The sequence below is a fragment of the Spongiactinospora rosea genome (genome assembly GCF_003315795.1).
Taxonomy (GTDB): Bacteria; Actinomycetota; Actinomycetes; order Streptosporangiales; family Streptosporangiaceae; genus Spongiactinospora; species Spongiactinospora rosea.
In genome coordinates, this window is the sequence record NZ_QMEY01000001.1 from 469,982 (window position 1) to 486,861 (window position 16,880).

Consider the following 16,880-nt stretch of genomic DNA (forward strand, 5'->3'; position numbering starts at 1 on the left):
GGCTGCCCGGGGCCGGTGAGAGGGTTACGCCTCCTCTTCGCCCGTCAGGACGAGGTGTGCCAGGCTGATGTGGATGATCGCCATGTCGCAGGCGAAGATGACAGCGTCATACCGCCAGTCGCGCATCTGATCGAGCCTGGCGAGGGACATGACGTCGAACGCCATCATGATGTGCAGCACCGCCAAGTCGAGTTCCCCGAGGGCCGCGTGGTCGGCGGGCTCGGACTCGATCAGGGTCCGCGTCCTCTCCATCCCGTCCATGAACTCCTCGATCGTGGAGCCGACCGCGAGGTGGGGGAGCTGGATGGGGAGGGGCAGGAACGTGAGTGCCTGCGTGAGGTGGTTGAGCGCGTGGGAGATGGCGGCTGCCATCTCGCCGTGGCGCTCGGGGTTGTCAGCCATTGCTGACCCCTCTCTGTGGAGTTTTCAACCTGCCGCCGGTCGGGGTTCCGACCCCCTTCCGACACCCCTTACATTACATGGTTGGAGTAGTGATTTGCAAGCTTTCGGGCATGCTGAATCCACCGAAACGGCCCGGCCTCACAACCGCGGGACTAGCTCTGGACCGCGGTGATCCGCTCCCCGTCCACCGCGGCCCGGAATCGCCGCCCGGGAAGGGAGGCGACCACCAGGCCGAGCATGGCCGCCAACTCCACCGCGGGCACCCTGAGCGGATCGGCCACAGGATGGAAGGGTGTCGCCACCTCTGCGTGCGGCCCGAAGAGCAGCGACACCCGGGCATCCACCCAGCGCGGCGGCGCGAGCCCCTCGCGCGCCGCGTCCGGCCCCGCCTCCCAGTCGTTCACTCTGACACCGCCTTCACCGCTTTCGGCCGACCACCCTTGCGCTCCCAGGTCGCCGCCCAGCGCCGCACGGCGGCCCCCGGCCAGATCGCCCCGGCCGCCAGCGTCTGAAGGGGCTGCGGGAAGTCGTCACGCCGACTGAGCTGATCGGCGCGCTGGCGGGTCACGTCGAGCAGCTCGGCGATCTCGCGCACGCCCATAAGCTCCGGGGGCGTCTGCCGGAGTTCTTCATCGAGCTCGTCCTCCGGGAGAGCCTCGACCCGCACCGCGCGGGCCGACACGCCGAACTCGCGCAGCGCGGCCGTCACCTCCCGCACGGCCGCGTCGATCGCCTGCCGGACGGTGGATCCGTCGATGCTGAGCTGGATGCTCACCCGGTCGGCAACCTGCCTGCCCGCCGCATAGGCCGCGCCGGCGGCGGGGTGGCGCGCCGCGAGGCGCTCGCGCAGGTGCGCGTCAAGCGCCTCGCTGTAGTCGGCGCCGGTGTCGGCGTCGATCCGCACACTCCACACGGGCCTCATCCCCTCGCTGGCGGCCAGATGAACCCGGCTCGCCGTAGTACGGCTATGGCGTTTCGGAGACCGCGATCATCACCCGGCGTGGCCGCCAGGGTTCCGATTAGGCGGCTGTCCTTGTAGACCTTCCAGTGGCCCGAGCGGCCCATTGTCACCTCGAAACCTTGCCGCCGTAGCGCCTTGATGATCTCTGCGATCTCCTTGCGGCTCATGATGCCCTTTCCCTTGCTCACTGTCAATGCAATCACAGTACCGAAACTATTGACAAAGCGCAAGAGTAAGCGCATCATGGAATCAGGAAGGCAGGAGGTCGGGGCATGTACGAAGTCGGCGCAGAGGTCACCTACCAGGGCTCTATCGAGCATCTTCACGGCCAGATCTTTACCGTCGTGGCGCACTGCTGCGGGGGAGAGCGCTACCGGCTCCAGGGCCGCAGCGAGGCTCTGCGCCACGCCCGCCCCGCCAGCGTCGCCCGCTACGCGGAGCCCATCGAGGCCCTTGCCGTCCTGGAGCGGGCCATCGCCGCAGAGCGCCCGGTGGTGATCACCTACATCGCGGCGGACGGCGAGTGGACGACCCGCACGATCGAGCCGTACGAGCTGGACGTCACCGCGCGCGGGCACCTGATCGTGCGCGCGATGGACCGGCTCAGGCGCGCGGAGCGCACCTTCCGCCTCGACCGGATCGACAGCCTTACGCAGTACCCCGGCGTGTTCCTGCTGACCGCCGCCCGCATGGAGCGTGACGCGCTGGCCCGTATCCGCGCCGAGATCGCCGAAGTCGCGTCGGCGGGCTTCGGCGGCTACGACGGCTACGGCGCGATGCGCTGGACCCCCGAGTGTCCTGTTCCCGCTCTTTGATCCCCACGCCGGGCGGCATCCGGCCGCCCGGCTCAACCCTCGAAGGGAATCCGCGATGACCATCACCGACGTCAACGAACAGCTCTATCAGCAGCGGCGGACCGCGATCGAGTCCGGCCGGTGGACCCGCCGCGATGACGGCTCCTATGTCGCCTGGGACCGGGCCGAGGTCCTCGGGCGTGAGGGGCTGGACATGACCACCGGGCAGGCCGCGCTCTACACCTCCACCCCCGCGTGGCACGGTCTCGGCAACGTCATCCCCGGCGGCATCTCCGACATCGACGAAGTGCTCCGCCTGGGCGGGATCGACTTCGACGTCGAAAAGCGCGACGTCCGGTACTCGTTCATGGGCGATGCCGACGCCGTGCCCGCGCTGCGCACCATGCCCGGCCAGTACGTCACCGTCCGCTCCGACACGGGCGCGGCCCTCGGTGTCGTCGGCTCGCGTTACGAGGTCATCCAGAACCGCGAGCTGTTCACCTTCCTGGAAGACCTGGTGGATCAGCACGGCGTGATCTGGGAGTCGGCGGGCGCGCTGCGCGACGGACGGCGGGTATTCGTGTGCATGCGCCTGCCGGAGAACGTGATCATCGACCGGGGCGGCCTGGCCGACGAGATCGTCCTGATCCTCTCGGTGATCAACTCTCATGACGGGCGCGGCACGGCCGAGGCCGTCCCGTCCGGGTGGCGGATCGTCTGCGCCAACACCGAGCGGTTCGCCCTGCGCGACGCGGTGTCCCGTTGGAGCATCCGCCACACCTCCGGCGCGCTGGGGCGGATCGAAGAGGCACGCCGCGCCCTCGGCCTCACCGTTGAGTACGCCCACGCGTTCGAGGAGGAGGAGACCGCACTCGCGCGCACGGACATCGCCCTGGACGAGTTCCACCGCGTGATCGCCGACCTGTGGCCGGTGGACCGGGACGCGTCCGCGCGCACCACGGGCATGGCCGACCGCCGCCGCGAGACCCTGACCGCGATGTTCGAGGGCGAGTCGGTCCGCGTCGGCCGTACCGCTTATGCGGGGGAGCGGGCGATCACGGACTACCTCGACCACGTCGCGCCGCGCCGCCCCGGCAAGACCATGACGGAGGAGATCGCCCGGGCGACCGCGCTCATGGAAGGCGCGGACGACGCCATCAAGACCACGGCCCACAAGAGGCTCATGACCCTGGTCCGCCGCTGACCACCCACCCGGGGCGGCCCGATCGGAGGCCGGGCCGCCCCTTCACCCGGAAAGGGAGATCATGATTCACCACTGCGAACGCGGCAGCGCCACGCTGGCCGCCGTCCAGATGACGCCGGACGGCGGCGCGATCTACCAGTCATGGCAGATCTGCGGCTGCGTCCTGGCCGGGCTCCTCGAGGCGCTCGGCGCACCCCAGCGCGAGGCCGTGGCCACCGCCGAGCAGGTTGATGCCACCGGCAATGCCGTCATGGCTGCGGGCGGCGGCATCCACCTGGTGGGGCCGGAATGAGCGGCGAGCCCGAGATCCAGGACGAGCTGGCCCGCCTCGCCGACATCGTGGACGGCCAGGGCGAGGTGACCTGGTGCGGCTGCGGTGAGCCGATCACCGAGTACTACGGCGAGTGGTTGCACGTCTACAACCCCGCGCTGACCGGCGCGAACGACCACGACGCGGAGCCCTGAGAGGAGGGGAGATGGTCATCGCCGATGACGTGGCCGCTGACTTCGCTGACGCCTTCGGGATGTACTGCTCGGGGGACGTCGCAACGAAGCTTGCCTGCTCAGAAGTGGACGCCCTCGCCGCCATGTTGACCGCGATCGGCCGCGAGGATCTTGCCGCCGTGTGGATCGAGGACCACGCCGAGGACGACGAGGAGGGCGACGCGCACTATCGCCCGCCCTTGTGATCTGAGACCCCCTGCGGGCCGGATATGCGACCCGGGGCCCAGCCGCCCCATCGACTCGCTTCCGGCCCGCAGGGCTCAGGACTCCTCGGCGGGGTCCAGGGCGTCGGACAAGCGCAGGTAGTCGAGCACCGTCCGCAGCCGCACGCCTGCGGCCTGGGCCTCGCGCACGGCCGCCGCGATCGGGGCGAGCACCTCTCGGTGCTCGGCGATCGCTGCCTCCAGGCGGTGCAGGTCGGAGGTTACGTGCGGCCGGTTCTCGGCCATGAACCTGATCACGTCCGCGGCCGGCGTCGGGGCGTCGAGTGGGAACAGGCAGTACTCGCCCGTCGCCCACCGCCACGCGGCGTCCTCTGTAGGGCTGGAGACCTCCGGCGTCAGTTCCACGCCTGCCGCGGTGCCGGCGGTCCCGGGTAGAAGAAGCCGGTTCGGGGACACGTCGAGCGCGAGGGCCAGGGCGACGAGCTCATCGGAGTCCACCCGGCGCTGGCCTTGCTCGATCTTGTGGATGCCGGATGCCAGGATGGGGCGCCCAAGCTCGGTCACGCGCGCGGACAGGGCGCGCACGCTGATCCCGCGCGCGTCGCGCAGAGCCTTGATGTTGGCCGCCACGCGCAGGCCGGTCGGTCCTGGCTCCTGGATTGTCCCCATGGCGGGCACAGTAGTAGCCGGTTGACGAACGTGCAATACGGCACCAGACTGTCCCCATCACGGGTACAAACATCAGTGCGAGGGGGACGCGAGCGGTGTCGGAGCACTGGCGGGCCCATGGGCGCCGGTAACGCCAAGCTGGCCTTCGGGCACTACGCCGGTCGCGTCCCGCCGAACTCCATGCTGGCCCTCGTCTTCATGGCCTTGACCGCGATGGACAAGGACGATCCGCCGCTCTTCTGGGGCGGCCACCAGTCCATCGCGGTCAACGTCCTCGGGCGGCGCGGCGAATATACCGACGCCGACGCGCGCGCCGTGCGGCGGCTGATCACCCCTCTGTTCCAGGTGGGGGCGATCGAGGTGTACCAGCACGCGTCGGTGCGGCGTCAAGGGTCCAGCACCGTTTGTTATCGGCTCAATCTGCATCCCGACGTAGGACGGTTTCCGTCCTATGAGCAGTCGGTCACATAGGACGGAAACCGTCCTATGAGGAGCCATTCACGTAGGACGGTTTCCGTCCTTCACGTAGGACGGAATGTGGTCGTCACGTAGGACGGAAAGTGTCCGTACACAGGACGGAAACCGTCCTACAGAGGAGTACGGCGGAGGATGAGGACCCTATTGAAGAAGGAAGGGGCGAACTTGGGAACCGACGTGCAGGTATCGCGCGCGCGAAGCTCTCCCGACGAGGAATCCCATCTACGGACTCTCGGGTGTCCGCAGAACGCCGGGCATCGCCCAGCCGGGAGTCATCATGAAGTCGTGGACGCCTGGACGATCGACGACGCTGTGGCCCTCCTCCATCCCGTCATGACGGCCGCCGAGGTCCGCGCCATGCTCGACCTGATCGGCATCACCGCCGTCGGCACACGCCGGACGGCATGCGTGTGCGCCGCTCGTGCTCAAGTCGAGGTGGAGCAGTCGGCATTGTCAGGACACAGCCGGGTTGCAGCAGCGCCACAACGCTGCATGTCGCCCGCTCGTGTCGCCACGTTTCTGGACGCGGATTGAGGAAATATGGCCTTAGCCCCTTTCTTTGGTGCCAGGGACGCGGCATTGCCACATCGTACCTATGGGCCGATTTGAGAAGCGACTTCACATCGCTGAGCCCAGCGCTATAATTGAGAATTATCGATAGCGATATCCGGCCAGATAGCCTGCAATGGGGTAGGCGCCCGAGTAACCACCGGGATATTAGCTTGGCGAGCCGCATGGACTACCGATGCTGCGACTAGAGAATAAGGGCCGGCAGGTCGTAGTACATCTGCTATCTCGCGGGCTGTGGTACGTGTCAGGTCGATGCATTGAGTGGTCGGTAGCGACAGGATCAGGTCGATGACAGGCGTCATAACCTCCGGAGCTTGGGCCAGTGCGGCAGAAAGTGCAGGTGAGGGGATTATTAGCCGCCCGCCGCTGGCCAAGCTCCGCCATATGATCGCCTCTACATATTTGGCGCGCCCTGAAGTAAGGTCGATAAGCGAGGTGTAGTCGAGCACGCGGGATGTCACAGGATCGCCATGTGAGTCCGCTAATTCGGCATCTCTACCTCTAGCGACAGCAAGTATCTCGGGCGTGGGAATGCCGAATAGGGCCTCTATTCGCTCGCGCCTTTCCTTGCGAACCTCTGATGGAGAGATGGTCATTGGGCCTATTCTGGCAAATAGATCGTCGTCGCCAGTGTGCATAGCGACATCATAGTGTGGCTCGCCTCTGAATGCTGGCCGATGCTGAGATGCTGTCAGGAGCGTTGAGACAGTCGGAATGACATTGAGGCAGGCAGGGTCGTTTAAGGTGCAGGAGCGGCTGTCGGGCGCGGGGTGTAGTGCCCGCTCCCCTGGCCAGCTACCAAGCCTGCCACGCGAGAGGCAGGTCGCGGCGGCGCCGCCGGAAATAGGGAGGGGCTTGCTACCCCAGCTAAACGACAGTCCGAAAGCCTGCTATTGGGGTGACCGATATTTGCCAGTGCAAGGCTATTGCAAAGCCCTTGCGATGCCGCTATCGTCATCCACGATTTGTCCTTACATGCTGCTTGGTGAACCACTATCCAAGTAAATGTCTAAAGGAGAAGCCCATTGAGGTTACAGGCAAAGATTGCTGCTGCAATGCTGGTCGCAGCTCTTGCGATCCCAGGCTTTGCGGCCACACCGGCTTCCGCAGCAGCTCATGATGTTCCTCCGCAGCCCAATGCGACTTACCAAGAATACTGCATGAGTATCCTCGCTCAAGAGGGCTATATCGTGGGCCCCAAGGTGACGGAGGCATGCTCCCATGCGAATACGTCTACAAGGCTCAGCCAGTGCTACGACCCCCTGCGGGCGCTGGGAGTCACGTCAGCCCATGCGAGTAGGGCCTGCTTCCTCTAAACGGCGCTGCCGTCGGGCCATCTAATGGGCGATGCCTCGGCTGTGTCGGAACCAGGCGAGGCATCGCCTCCTTAAATTGTGGAGTACGAATTAATTTAGCAAACGCGTGTGCCTACGAAATGCCTGTACGTCCACTCGCCTCCAGATGTTGAGAGGCAGTCATCCATGAGACCGAACGCGAAGCAATCTGCTACCCATGGTGGTACCACAGGCGACGGTGGGGAGTGAGGGGCACCGGCCACCGCAGCCAACGGGAATTGTCCTGAGTCATCATGGAGATATGGCTGTCGATCTCTGCCCTGAGCTATGGACCGTCGAAGACGCTGCGCGCGAGCTCCACCCCGTGATGACCGTCCAGCAGATCCGGGCGCTCATCACCCTGGCCGGCCTCTGCCCGATTGGGAAGAAGCCGCCTGGCCCCTACGGCGGCCGGCCGGCCGCCGTCTACGACGGCGAGCAACTCCGGCACGCCCATGCCGTCATCGCGCCACTGTTGATCGCCGCGTGAGGTTTGTGACAAACTGCCTGACAGGAGAGGTGTCTCCAGACCTGACTGATGGGCCGGATTCCGTGCCATCCGGATCTCCCAGAACTGTCAGACCCCTACGGCAGACTGGCGTGATGACCCCGCCGCGGTTGGCCGACCCAAGGGGAGAGCGACAGGCGTGACCCTGCATTTTCGCGACCCCAGCCCCTTCGAGCAGGACGAGACGTTTGACCTTGCCGCACGCGATCTGGAGCCGCCGCAGGCCCGGACGCCCTGCGTGCTCGACGATGCAGATCCCGAGCGGTGTGGGGGCTGGGCGGAGCCGACCGCGCCGGTCCCGCTGTGCCGGGATCACCTCGTCTTCGTTCGGATGTGGGTCAATGACCGGTTCAATGACCTGCTGAACAAGCCGTTCGCCCCACGCTCCCGGCCGATGAAGCAGTACGTGTACTTCATCCGCCGAGGCGACCTGATCAAGATCGGGTGGACCTCCGACATGGCAACGCGGATGCGGTTCCACAAGCCGGACGCGATCCTGCATTTCGAGCAGGGCGACCAGAAGGACGAATCCGAGCTCCACCGCAAGTTCGCCCACCTGCGGGTTCCGGCAGTCGATGGATGCCCCGTGCGCGAATGGTTCCGCCCCGGCGACGACTTGATCGCCTACATCGAAGAGCGCAGGCGCCTCACCGCCTGACGGGGCGAGGCAGGCAACTGCGGGACCTGTGTTCGATCGGACTTTCGGGAGGGTTCGTGAGTCCAGTAGAACTGGCGAACCGGTTCGCCTACCACCCGCCGCTCACTGACCAAAGACGTGCTGCGCACGAGACGGTCCGGGATCTGTGCTGGAAGCTCGCCGTAGAACTTAACGGCATGCTGCCCGAAGGGCGAGAGAAGGGTCTCGCCATCAAGTCCCTGGAAGAGGCCATGTTCTGGTCGAACGCGGGCCTGGCCCGGCAGGACTGATGCACGCCCCGCCACGGACAGACCAAAGGAGAGCTGGCCATGCGCTACGTCCTGATCGGCACCGTCGGCACGTACACCGTCCCCGGCGGCGCGGAACGCTGGAAGATCGACCTCGGCACCCAGTCGCCGACTCGCGTCCCCCTCGCGGCGCTCCCGAACGGTCTCGGGACGATCACCGGCTGGATCAACTCAGCCGAGACGATCATCAACAGCATCGGGGGCGAAGTCCTGGTGGACCTCGGCGCGGCGTTGGCCGACTACCACGGCCCCATCGTCATCACGGGGTGGGACGCGGTGGCCGAAGAGGTCCGCGGCCTCAACTCCGACCAGGCCGCCGCCATCCGCCAGGCGTACGACGACGCCAACGCGTAGGGCGCGCGCCGATAACCACCGGCCATGAGGTGCCTGCCGTTCCGCCACCGCTGGATCCAGCGGTGTGCGCGATGCGGAGCCACCCGCACACGGGTCCGCTGATGTCCCGCAGCAAGGGACGCCAAGGCCGCCCCTACCGCCGGGCCCGCGCTCAGCTCCTCGCCGAGTCCACGATCTGCTGGATCTGCGGACACGACGGGGCCGACACCGCCGACCACGTCATCCCGCTCAGCCTCGGCGGAGACCCGCTCGCCCCTGAGAATCTGCGCCCGGCCCACGGCGTCCGGGGCTGTGCGGTATGCGGGCGCAAGTGCAACAGCTCTCGGGGGGCGAAAATGACCCTCCCGGCCCCGCGCGCATCCCGGGCCTGGTGACTACTGGGGCGTCGGTATCGGGGCGGACCGGGGCCCTGCACTAGGGGCTCGGTGACGGGGCCCGGAGTGAAGCGGGGAACGGCTGCATCCAGGGCTACGGGGCCGAGATCAGGGGGCTGGATCGGGGATGGCGCTCTGGGTAGTGACCGGGCCGCCGGCCTCCGGCAAATCCACCTGGGTGCGCAGCAGAGCCAGGCCAGGTGACATCGTCATCGACTACGACCTACTGGCCACAGCCCTCACAGCGCCTGGCGCTGCACCACACGACTATCCCAAGGCACTGCGACAAGTCACCTCACGAGCCAGAGCCGCAGCGATCACCGAAGCGCTCAAGCACGCTGCTGGCGTCGATGTGTATGTGATCCATTCACAGCCCTCGACAGAAGCAGTCAGACGCTACACAGAGCAGACTGACGACCAGACAGAACTCCATCTCATCGTCGTTGACCCAGGTCGCGACGTGGTGATGAGGCGGATCGCCGAGCAGCGTCCACCCCAGATGCGTGCCGTCGCAGAGCGTTGGTACAGCAATGCTCACCACACAGAGCAAGCAGCGTCGAGATCGTCCCGAAGCTGGTGACGCATCGTCACAGCCAACGAGATGTCACACGTTGTGATTACTGTGATGGCGAACACGAAGAGTTATTGCAGGTGAAGCCGGTAGCCCTACGTTTCCGCAGTTCAGAATGGGTAGGGGGGCGGCTTCGCATCGTGATCATGGACCCGCGGATCACCCGCCCGCCCAGCCTCCCTCGCCCCTCCCCGCTCAAAAAAACTTTCGCCGTCACGTTCCGTGATGCGAGCCGGAGCGCCACTCGCTTCCGCTCATCCTCGTCACCGTCCGCTACATCACATCCTGTAGTCGCCCGCCGCTGATCCCGGTGGGAAGGAAGCCCCGGCCGCCCCCAGGCGCCGGGGCTTCCGCATGCCTGGGGAGTTCTCATGCCACGTAGGCCGGACACGCCGTGCTCGTCTTGCGGCAAGCTGCTCTGGTCGGGGACAACATCGCTACCGGCGGGAAGTCGCAAATGCCGACCGTGTCGGCGGGCTGCGAGCAAGGCACCGTGCAGTACATGCGGGCTGGAGTTCGACGCCTGGACGGGCGGTCATCGAAGGCGGACGTGCTCATCAGCTTGCGAACGTGAGGCTCGCCTGCGTGCTATCACCGAGGCGCGCCAGGCACCGCGCCCGCTCCGCGAGTGCGAGGACTGCCTAGTTGCAGTGGCCACGTGTGGTGTCGTTGCGCTGTGCGATCGCTGCCGGGTCGTCCGGAAGGCGCTGCGGGACCGTGAGCACTGGCGGCGGAAGAACCGGCGGCGGCGGGTCGATCTCGCCCGTGTGACGTCGGAGCCGTACACGCTTGTGGAGATCGCCGAGCGGGATGGTTTCTGCTGTCAGATCTGCCGCGATCCGGTGGACATGAAGCTCGTCTGGCCGAAGCTGTGGGCCCCGACGATCGATCACGTCGTACCGGTGGTGGCGGGCGGCGATGACACGTTGGCGAACGTGCAGCTCGCGCATTTCGTGTGCAACAGCCGCAAGGGCGCGCGGCTGGAGCTGGCCTCGTGACGCGCAGCGTGCGCGTGGACCTGGTGGCATCGGTCCGTGGGGACCTGCGGCGGCTGGGCGTCGATGCGAAGAGCACGCTAGCGATGGCCGCGCTGGACATCGCGGTACGGCTCGGCGTGGACGGCGTGCGCCCGACAGCGGCGGCGATGCTGCACAAGGAGCTGCGCGCGACGCTGGAGGCGCTGGAGCGGGTCGCCGCTGGGCAGCCGGCCGAGGACGCGATCGACGAGCTGCGGACCCGTCGGGCGAACCGTGCCTGAGCTGCTCGGCGATCAGACACCGCGGATCCGGTGGGTGCCGGAGTCGTACCGGTCATCGGGGGCTGACGCGACGGAGCTCGCCGAGACGGCCGGGCTGCTGCTGGATCCGTGGCAACGCCTGGTGCTCGATGACGCCCTGGGGGAGCGGCGTGACGGCCGGTGGACTTCGTTCGAGACCGGCCTGGTCGTGGCGCGTCAGAACGGCAAGGGCGCGATCTTCGAGGCCCGGGTGCTCGCTGGCCTGTTCCTGTTCGACGAGCGGCTGATCATGTACTCGTGCCACGAGTTCAAGAGTGCGCAGGAGTTCTTCCGGCGGATCCGGCTCCTGATCGACGGCAAGGACGAGTTCCGGCGGCGGGTCCGGAAGATCGTGACGGCGCACGGCGATGAGGGCATCGAGCTCACGACGGGCCAGCGTCTCCGGGTCATCGCCCGCTCGACCGGCAGCGGCCGGGGCTTCAGTGGCGACCTCAACATCTGGGATGAGGCGTTCAACCTCCCTTCGACCGCCGTTGACGCGCAGATGCCTACCATGTCCGCGCGGCCCAACCCGCAGGCGTGGTACGGATCATCGGCCGCAGACAAGACCATTGCGCCGTGCGAGCAACTCGCTGCTGTGCGACGCCGGGGCATCGCGGGCGACGATCCCGCGCTGACGTATCTGGAATGGAGCATCGACCCGCACACCGAGCAGTGCGCGCGCGACGCCGAGGGCACTATCACCTGCATCGACCACGACGACCGCGACGACCCGGCAAGCTGGGCGAAGGCGAATCCCAGCCTCGGCATCCGGATCTCGGTCGAGCACGTTCAGCGCGAGTACAACTCGATGTCGCCGACGGGCTTCGACCGCGAGCGCCTATCGGTGGGGAACTGGCCGACCGACAAGGCGAGTCAGTGGACGGTCATCCCCGAGGCGAAGTGGCGGGCGGTCGCCGACGAGCAGTCGGAGGCCGAGGGCCGGGTGGCGTTCGCGATCCACGTCAGCCCGGACCGGAGCTGGGCGGCGATCGCCACGGCGGGCCGCCGCGCTGACGGGCTGCTGCACCTGGAGGTCGTGGACTACCGGCCGGGCACTCGGTGGGTACCGGACCGCGCCGCGCAGCTTCAAAAGCGGTGGGATCCGGTCGCCTGGGTGGTGGACGCGGGCGGCCCCGCGGGGTCGCTGATCGCCGATCTTGAGGCGGTGCGGATCGAGGATCCGCAGACCCGCAAGGTCACCACCCTGGAGATCACCAAGCCGACGGCGCGCGAGGTGGCGCACGCGTTCGGGCAGCTCCTGGACGCTGTGATGCCCGAAGAGGGCGACCCGGGCGCACGTGTCCGGCCACACCCAGCTCTCGACGCCGCGGTGGCCGGGGCTGCGACGCGGAAGCTCGGCACCGCGCACGCGTGGGACGCCCTGACCACGGCGGTGGACATCTCGTCGCTGGTCGCGGTGACCAGCGCCGCGTGGGGGTTTGCGACAAAAGGCCATGTCGAGGACGAGGCACCTGAGCCGTGGGTGCAGTTCGGGTGAGGGGGCGGCGGTGACCTTGACGATCCCCGTGGAGCGGATCTCGCATGAGGCCCGGCGGCGCGACGTGCGCGCCGGTCTGCGCAGGCTGGTACGGGCTCTGGCGACGCTTCTGGTGGGCGTCCCGTACGTGCTCGGCTGGGCGGCCGGTCGGCTGTGGCTCGGTCTGACGATTGCGTGGGTCGCGGCCGGGGAGGGCTGGCGCGAGGGCCGGCGTTCGCATCCGGGCGCGGGAGGCCGATCCCGATGAGCGAGCGACAGGCCCTGGAGGGCATCGTCGAGGGCCTGGTCGTGCGGTCTGGGGACACGCTGATTTTGCACCTGCCTGCCGACATGACGGCGGCGGACATGCAGCGGATCGCGGAGAACGTGAAGGATGGCCTGTGCCAGAAACTGCCTGACGTCGAGATCCTGATGGTGGCGGGCATCGAGCGGATCGCGGTGTACCGGCCGGGCGAGGACGCGCCGGCCTGATGGGCCTCCTGGAGCGGGTCTCGGCGCGGCACGCCGAGCGGTTTCGGCGACCCGCCGCTGAGAATCGGTTCGGCTGGGACGACTACCTCAATCTGTTCGAGCGCAACCCGTTCGGGCTGGGCTGGTTCCAGACGATCACCGGCTCCCAGGAGCGGATCGAGGGCCACTTCGAGGGCATCGTCAACCTCGGCTACAAGCGAAGCGGCGTGGTGTTCGCGTGCATCCTCGCGCGCCTCCTGGTCTTCAGCGAGGCGCGGTTCCAGTGGCGCGGCTTCAACCGCGGTCGGCCGGGGGCGCTGTTCGGCGCCCCGGAGTTGGCGTTGCTGGAGCGGCCGTGGCCGGGGGCGACGACCGGTGACCTGCTGGCCCGGATGGAGCAGGACTCGACGCTCGCGGGCGGCTTTTTCGCGACCCGGCGGGGCGGCCGGGGCGGGCAGGACCGGATCGTCCGGATGCGCCCGGACTGGGTGACCATCGTTCTCGGCTCGTACGAGGACCCGGACTTGCAGGCGTTCGACCTGGACGCCGAGCTGATCGGCTACATCTACCAGCCGCCGGGCGGGCAGGCGGAGATCCTGCTGCCCGAGGAAGTCTGCCACTACGCGCCGGTGCCGGACCCGATCGCCTCCTACCGCGGCATGTCGCTGCTTCAGTCGGTGATCCGCGACATCGAGGGCGACCAGGCGGCCACCACCCACAAGCTGCGCTTTTTCGAGCAGGGGGCGACCCCCAACATGGTGGTCACGATGGACTCGGCGGTGACGCCTGAGGCGTTCGCTCGCTTTAAGGCCGTCATGGAGGCCGGTCACGCCGGGGCGCTCAACGCCTACAAGACCTTGTACCTGGGCGGCGGCGCCGACGTGAAGACCGTCGGCAACAGCTTCGAGCAGATGAGTTACAAGGCCATCCAGGCGCTGGGGGAGACGCGCGTGGCCGCGGCCATGGGCGTCCCGCCGGTCATCGTCGGCCTGTCCGAGGGGCTCTCATCTGCCACGTACTCCAACTATTCGCAGGCCAGACGGCGTTTCGGCGACGGTACGTTGCGCCCGCTGTGGCGTAACGCGGCCGGGTCGCTGGCCAACCTGCTGCCGCCCCGGCCGGGCGCGGAGCTCTGGTACGACGACCGCGATGTGTCCTTCTTGCGGGAGGACCAGAAGGACGCGGCGCAGATCTTCTCCATCCAGGCGTCTACGATCGCGACGCTCGTCCGCGAAGGTTTTACACCCGAGTCGGCGACGGCGGCCTGCGCCGCCCAGGATTCCAGCCTGCTGGTGCACACCGGCCTGCTCAGCGTGCAGCTTCAGCCGCCCGGTACGAAATTCAACCAGCCGAACGGCTCCGGCCAGTCCGACGAGACCGAAGACGACCCCGAGGACGATGCCGCAGACGACGAAGGCACCGGCCCCGACGAGGAGGAAGAGCAGCCGTGAAGCATCTGATCACCGTGCGGGCGAACGCCGCGCCCGTCAGCCTCCATCCGCGGGCCGCCGCAGAACCCGAAGGACTGGACTCCACTCCCGCCGCCGAGGCCCGCGCTGAGAGCACGGGGGAGCAGGTCATGGTGTTGCGCTTCTCGGCGTTCGGCGTGTGGTACGAGATCAACTCCTGGTACGAGGGCCGCTATCTGGAGCGCGTCCTGCCCGGCGCGTTCGCCAAGACCATTCAGGAGCGCGGCGACCGGGTGAAGATCTTCTTCAACCACGGCTACGACTACCAGATCGACCAGAAGATCCTCGGCGTGCCCGAGCTGCTGGAGGAGCGCACCGACGGCGTGTGGGCCGAGGTCCCGCTGCTCGACACCTCCTACAACCGCGACCTGATCCCGGGCCTGCGCGCCGGCGGGTATGGCAGCAGCTTCATGTTCAACGTGCTGGACGAGCTGTGGAATCACGAGCCCGGCGAGTCCGAGCACAACCCGGAGGGCCTGCCCGAGCGCAGCATCCTTCAGGTCCGTCTCTTCGAGGCCGGGCCGGTCACCTGGCCGGCGTCGCACGCGGCGACCGCCGGGATGAGGTCCGTCGCCGGGCTCACCGACTGGTACGGCGAGCAGCTCCGCACCCGCGACTCGGGCCGCCACGACGCGCTCGTGCGCGGCTTCACCGACTTCCGTGCCCAGCACGGACTCCGCACCTCCGAAAGCGAGGCCGTCCCGCCCGCCGCCGACCCGCAGCAGGTCGCCGACGAACGGCAGGACACCGCGCCGGACGAGGCCGCGACCACCCCGACCGACGCGCCGGACACCCTGGTAGTGCACCACGCGGCAGGTCTCACCCATTCGCAGCGCGCCGCCCGACTGCGGGCGCAGCGCTATTCGTTCCTGACCAGGGAGGCGTCCTGATGGACGAGATCCTGCGCAGGCTCGGTGAGATCGAGACCGAGATGCGTGAAATGCACGAGGCCGCTGGCGATGCGGCGTTCACCGAAGAGCAGCAGGCCCGCTGGGCCGAGCTGGAGGAGCAGCGTGCCGAGCAGCTCCGGCTCCAGGAGGAGGAGCGCGCCCGCCAGGCCGACCTGGACCGGCGGCGCAGCGCGGTCGCCGGGTTCGCCGCGCGCGGCACCACCGAGGCCGGGGACGGCAACCTCGACGTGCGTGGCGTGCAGGTGATGCAGCGCGTTGACCCGTGGGACGGCGCCGACGTGCGGGCCCTGCCGGACCTGAAGGCGCGCGACAAGGCGCTGAAGGCGCTGGAGGACCGTGACCTGACGGCGCACACCAGCGACGAGCAGCTCGCGCGGGCCATCAAGGTCCTGCGCACCCGCACCCGGGACTGCAACGGCGCGTACGTCGCCCGCCGCATGCTGCTGACCGAGAACGAGCACTACCGGTCGGCGTTCATGAAGTTGATCATGCGCGCCCACCCCGTGCTCACTCCCGAAGAGCAGCACGCCGTCGAGGCGTACGAGGAGTACCGGGCCATGTCGATCGGCAGCGACCCGGGCGGCGGCTTCGGCGTCCCGGTGCTGATCGACCCGACGATCATCCTGACGGCGCAGGGCAGCCCGAACGACATCCTCAACCTTGCGCGCGTCGAGACGATCACCAACGACGAATGGAAGGGCGTCACCAGCGCGGGCGTGTCCTGGTCGTTCGACCCGGAGTCGGCCGAAGTGTCGGACGACAGCCCGACGCTGGCACAGCCCACAGTGCCAACGCACAAGGCGCAGGGCTACCTCCCGTACACCATCGAGGTCGGGATGGACTACCCCGGTTTCGCGACGGAGATGAACGCACTCCTCGATGAGGGCTACCGGGAGCTGCTAGCGCAGACCCTCACCACCGGGTCGGGCGTCAACGCGCCGACCGGCATCGTGACCGCGCTCGACGCGAACACCAACGTCGAGGTCGCCGTCACCACGGATGGCGCGTTCGGCGGTGCGGACATCTACAAGCTGTGGGACGCGCTGCCGATCAAGTACCGCAACCGGATGCCGAATTGGATGTCGTCCACGGATGTCATGAACGAGGTCAGGCAGTTCGGCTCCGGCGGGTCCGGCGGCTCGAACTTCTCGGTCAACCTGACGCAGGAGTCGATCCCGCGGCTGTTCGGGAAGCCGTACTACGAGAACGACTTCATGGACGACTTCACCGCTACGACCGGCGCCGCGAACCTGCTGATCGTGGGCGACTTCCAGAACTACCTGGTCGCCCAGCGCGCGGGGATGAGCGTCGAGCTCGTGCCGCATGTGTTCGGCACCACGAACAACCGGCCGATCGGCCAGCGCGCCTGGTACGCCTGGGCCCGCGTCGGTGCCGACTCGATCAACGACGCCGGGTTCCGCATCCTCCAGAACATCGCGTAA

26 protein-coding genes are annotated in these 16,880 nt (G+C 67.7%); 21 read left to right on the forward strand and 5 right to left on the reverse strand.

What is annotated here, in order from left to right; all coding sequences use genetic code 11:
* Positions 1-24: 24 nt before the first annotated feature.
* From DP939_RS02420 to DP939_RS02435, 4 genes are all read right to left on the reverse strand, one after another.
* Complete coding sequence (locus DP939_RS02420) at positions 25-402, reverse strand: hypothetical protein (RefSeq protein WP_113978345.1); 378 nt, start codon at positions 400-402, stop codon at positions 25-27.
* 152 nt (positions 403-554) lie between these two features.
* Complete coding sequence (locus DP939_RS02425) at positions 555-806, reverse strand: hypothetical protein (RefSeq protein WP_113978346.1); 252 nt, start codon at positions 804-806, stop codon at positions 555-557.
* Positions 803-1,315: a hypothetical protein gene (locus tag DP939_RS02430; RefSeq protein WP_147267836.1), complete on the reverse strand. Its 513-nt coding sequence runs from the start codon at positions 1,313-1,315 to the stop codon at positions 803-805. Before DP939_RS02430 ends, DP939_RS02425 begins: the two co-directional genes overlap by 4 nt.
* A 5-nt stretch (positions 1,316-1,320) precedes the next feature.
* Positions 1,321-1,608 carry a hypothetical protein gene (locus tag DP939_RS02435; RefSeq protein WP_147267837.1) on the reverse strand — a complete coding sequence of 96 codons (288 nt, stop codon included), beginning with the start codon at positions 1,606-1,608 and terminating at the stop codon, positions 1,321-1,323.
* Between the two features lie 27 nt (positions 1,609-1,635).
* Here DP939_RS02435 and DP939_RS02440 point away from each other — a divergent pair, with 27 nt between their 5' ends.
* The 5 genes from DP939_RS02440 (at position 1,636) to DP939_RS02455 (ending at position 4,050) form a co-directional block, all read left to right on the forward strand.
* On the forward strand, positions 1,636-2,178 hold the full coding sequence (locus DP939_RS02440) for a helix-turn-helix transcriptional regulator (RefSeq protein ID WP_113978349.1): 543 nt from the start codon (positions 1,636-1,638) through the stop codon (positions 2,176-2,178).
* 55 nt (positions 2,179-2,233) lie between these two features.
* The gene (locus tag DP939_RS02445) at positions 2,234-3,361 is read left to right on the forward strand and encodes a DUF932 domain-containing protein (protein ID WP_113978351.1); all 1,128 of its coding nucleotides are present in this window, start codon (positions 2,234-2,236) and stop codon (positions 3,359-3,361) included.
* Between the two features lie 61 nt (positions 3,362-3,422).
* Positions 3,423-3,653, forward strand: coding sequence for a hypothetical protein (locus tag DP939_RS02450; RefSeq protein ID WP_113978353.1), 231 nt, complete (start codon positions 3,423-3,425; stop codon positions 3,651-3,653).
* Entirely contained in the window at positions 3,650-3,826 is a 177-nt protein-coding gene (locus DP939_RS45955; RefSeq protein ID WP_158578436.1) for a hypothetical protein, read from the forward strand. Before DP939_RS02450 ends, DP939_RS45955 begins: the two co-directional genes overlap by 4 nt.
* Positions 3,827-3,837: 11 nt before the next feature.
* Positions 3,838-4,050, forward strand: a complete 213-nt coding sequence (locus tag DP939_RS02455) for a hypothetical protein (protein ID WP_113978355.1) — start codon at positions 3,838-3,840, stop codon at positions 4,048-4,050.
* A 75-nt stretch (positions 4,051-4,125) separates the two neighbouring features.
* Here DP939_RS02455 and DP939_RS46700 read toward each other — a convergent pair whose 3' ends face one another.
* Positions 4,126-4,698, reverse strand: a complete 573-nt coding sequence (locus tag DP939_RS46700) for a helix-turn-helix domain-containing protein (RefSeq protein ID WP_199564903.1) — start codon at positions 4,696-4,698, stop codon at positions 4,126-4,128.
* Positions 4,699-4,815: 117 nt separating this feature from the next.
* Between DP939_RS46700 and DP939_RS02465 the strand changes: the two genes are divergently transcribed.
* From DP939_RS02465 to DP939_RS02540, 16 genes are all read left to right on the forward strand, one after another.
* The gene (locus DP939_RS02465) at positions 4,816-5,169 is read left to right on the forward strand and encodes a hypothetical protein (protein ID WP_113978357.1); all 354 of its coding nucleotides are present in this window, start codon (positions 4,816-4,818) and stop codon (positions 5,167-5,169) included.
* Between the two features lie 291 nt (positions 5,170-5,460).
* Positions 5,461-5,709, forward strand: coding sequence for a hypothetical protein (locus DP939_RS02470; protein WP_113978360.1), 249 nt, complete (start codon positions 5,461-5,463; stop codon positions 5,707-5,709).
* Positions 5,710-7,341: 1,632 nt separating this feature from the next.
* The gene (locus DP939_RS02475; protein WP_113978362.1) at positions 7,342-7,569 is read left to right on the forward strand and encodes a hypothetical protein; all 228 of its coding nucleotides are present in this window, start codon (positions 7,342-7,344) and stop codon (positions 7,567-7,569) included.
* 157 nt (positions 7,570-7,726) lie between these two features.
* Complete coding sequence (locus DP939_RS02480) at positions 7,727-8,245, forward strand: GIY-YIG nuclease family protein (RefSeq protein ID WP_113978365.1); 519 nt, start codon at positions 7,727-7,729, stop codon at positions 8,243-8,245.
* A 56-nt stretch (positions 8,246-8,301) separates the two neighbouring features.
* The gene (locus DP939_RS02485; RefSeq protein ID WP_113978367.1) at positions 8,302-8,514 is read left to right on the forward strand and encodes an Acb2/Tad1 domain-containing protein; all 213 of its coding nucleotides are present in this window, start codon (positions 8,302-8,304) and stop codon (positions 8,512-8,514) included.
* A 39-nt stretch (positions 8,515-8,553) separates the two neighbouring features.
* Positions 8,554-8,886, forward strand: coding sequence for a hypothetical protein (locus tag DP939_RS02490; protein ID WP_113978369.1), 333 nt, complete (start codon positions 8,554-8,556; stop codon positions 8,884-8,886).
* A 101-nt stretch (positions 8,887-8,987) separates the two neighbouring features.
* On the forward strand, positions 8,988-9,260 hold the full coding sequence (locus DP939_RS02495; RefSeq protein ID WP_113979463.1) for an HNH endonuclease: 273 nt from the start codon (positions 8,988-8,990) through the stop codon (positions 9,258-9,260).
* 127 nt (positions 9,261-9,387) lie between these two features.
* Positions 9,388-9,840 (forward strand): AAA family ATPase, encoded by a 453-nt coding sequence (locus DP939_RS49205; RefSeq protein WP_113978371.1) that lies wholly within the window; start codon positions 9,388-9,390, stop codon positions 9,838-9,840.
* A 782-nt stretch (positions 9,841-10,622) separates the two neighbouring features.
* Entirely contained in the window at positions 10,623-10,829 is a 207-nt protein-coding gene (locus DP939_RS45960; protein WP_158578437.1) for an HNH endonuclease, read from the forward strand.
* Entirely contained in the window at positions 10,826-11,089 is a 264-nt protein-coding gene (locus DP939_RS02510) for a hypothetical protein (protein WP_111166110.1), read from the forward strand. The genes DP939_RS45960 and DP939_RS02510 overlap by 4 nt, the downstream gene beginning before the upstream one ends.
* A 34-nt stretch (positions 11,090-11,123) precedes the next feature.
* Positions 11,124-12,608, forward strand: a complete 1,485-nt coding sequence (locus tag DP939_RS02515) for a terminase (RefSeq protein ID WP_147267838.1) — start codon at positions 11,124-11,126, stop codon at positions 12,606-12,608.
* Between the two features lie 10 nt (positions 12,609-12,618).
* Entirely contained in the window at positions 12,619-12,855 is a 237-nt protein-coding gene (locus DP939_RS02520) for a hypothetical protein (RefSeq protein ID WP_113978379.1), read from the forward strand.
* The gene (locus DP939_RS02525) at positions 12,852-13,079 is read left to right on the forward strand and encodes a hypothetical protein (protein ID WP_113978381.1); all 228 of its coding nucleotides are present in this window, start codon (positions 12,852-12,854) and stop codon (positions 13,077-13,079) included. Before DP939_RS02520 ends, DP939_RS02525 begins: the two co-directional genes overlap by 4 nt.
* A complete protein-coding gene (locus tag DP939_RS02530; protein ID WP_113978383.1) occupies positions 13,079-14,509 on the forward strand; it encodes a phage portal protein in 1,431 nt (476 codons plus the stop codon). Before DP939_RS02525 ends, DP939_RS02530 begins: the two co-directional genes overlap by 1 nt.
* Entirely contained in the window at positions 14,506-15,417 is a 912-nt protein-coding gene (locus DP939_RS02535; protein ID WP_113978385.1) for an HK97 family phage prohead protease, read from the forward strand. The genes DP939_RS02530 and DP939_RS02535 overlap by 4 nt, the downstream gene beginning before the upstream one ends.
* Complete coding sequence (locus DP939_RS02540; RefSeq protein ID WP_113978387.1) at positions 15,417-16,880, forward strand: phage major capsid protein; 1,464 nt, start codon at positions 15,417-15,419, stop codon at positions 16,878-16,880. Before DP939_RS02535 ends, DP939_RS02540 begins: the two co-directional genes overlap by 1 nt.

Excerpts from the sequence above, each read along its gene's own strand:
- DP939_RS45955 (WP_158578436.1), top strand. The coding sequence starts at position 3,650 with ATGAGCGGCGAGCCCGAGATCCAGGACGAGCTGGCCCGCCTCGCCGAC.
- DP939_RS02455 (WP_113978355.1), top strand. The coding sequence starts at position 3,838 with ATGGTCATCGCCGATGACGTGGCCGCTGACTTCGCTGACGCCTTCGGG.
- DP939_RS02475 (WP_113978362.1), top strand. The coding sequence starts at position 7,342 with ATGGCTGTCGATCTCTGCCCTGAGCTATGGACCGTCGAAGACGCTGCG.
- DP939_RS02440 (WP_113978349.1), top strand. The coding sequence starts at position 1,636 with ATGTACGAAGTCGGCGCAGAGGTCACCTACCAGGGCTCTATCGAGCAT.
- DP939_RS02490 (WP_113978369.1), top strand. The coding sequence starts at position 8,554 with ATGCGCTACGTCCTGATCGGCACCGTCGGCACGTACACCGTCCCCGGC.
- DP939_RS02495 (WP_113979463.1), top strand. The coding sequence starts at position 8,988 with ATGTCCCGCAGCAAGGGACGCCAAGGCCGCCCCTACCGCCGGGCCCGC.
- DP939_RS46700 (WP_199564903.1), bottom strand. The coding sequence starts at position 4,698 with ATGGGGACAATCCAGGAGCCAGGACCGACCGGCCTGCGCGTGGCGGCC.
- DP939_RS02445 (WP_113978351.1), top strand. The coding sequence starts at position 2,234 with ATGACCATCACCGACGTCAACGAACAGCTCTATCAGCAGCGGCGGACC.
- DP939_RS02525 (WP_113978381.1), top strand. The coding sequence starts at position 12,852 with ATGAGCGAGCGACAGGCCCTGGAGGGCATCGTCGAGGGCCTGGTCGTG.
- DP939_RS02420 (WP_113978345.1), bottom strand. The coding sequence starts at position 402 with ATGGCTGACAACCCCGAGCGCCACGGCGAGATGGCAGCCGCCATCTCC.
- DP939_RS02465 (WP_113978357.1), top strand. The coding sequence starts at position 4,816 with ATGGGCGCCGGTAACGCCAAGCTGGCCTTCGGGCACTACGCCGGTCGC.
- DP939_RS49205 (WP_113978371.1), top strand. The coding sequence starts at position 9,388 with ATGGCGCTCTGGGTAGTGACCGGGCCGCCGGCCTCCGGCAAATCCACC.
- DP939_RS02530 (WP_113978383.1), top strand. The coding sequence starts at position 13,079 with ATGGGCCTCCTGGAGCGGGTCTCGGCGCGGCACGCCGAGCGGTTTCGG.
- DP939_RS02450 (WP_113978353.1), top strand. The coding sequence starts at position 3,423 with ATGATTCACCACTGCGAACGCGGCAGCGCCACGCTGGCCGCCGTCCAG.
- DP939_RS02435 (WP_147267837.1), bottom strand. The coding sequence starts at position 1,608 with ATGATGCGCTTACTCTTGCGCTTTGTCAATAGTTTCGGTACTGTGATT.
- DP939_RS02540 (WP_113978387.1), top strand. The coding sequence starts at position 15,417 with ATGGACGAGATCCTGCGCAGGCTCGGTGAGATCGAGACCGAGATGCGT.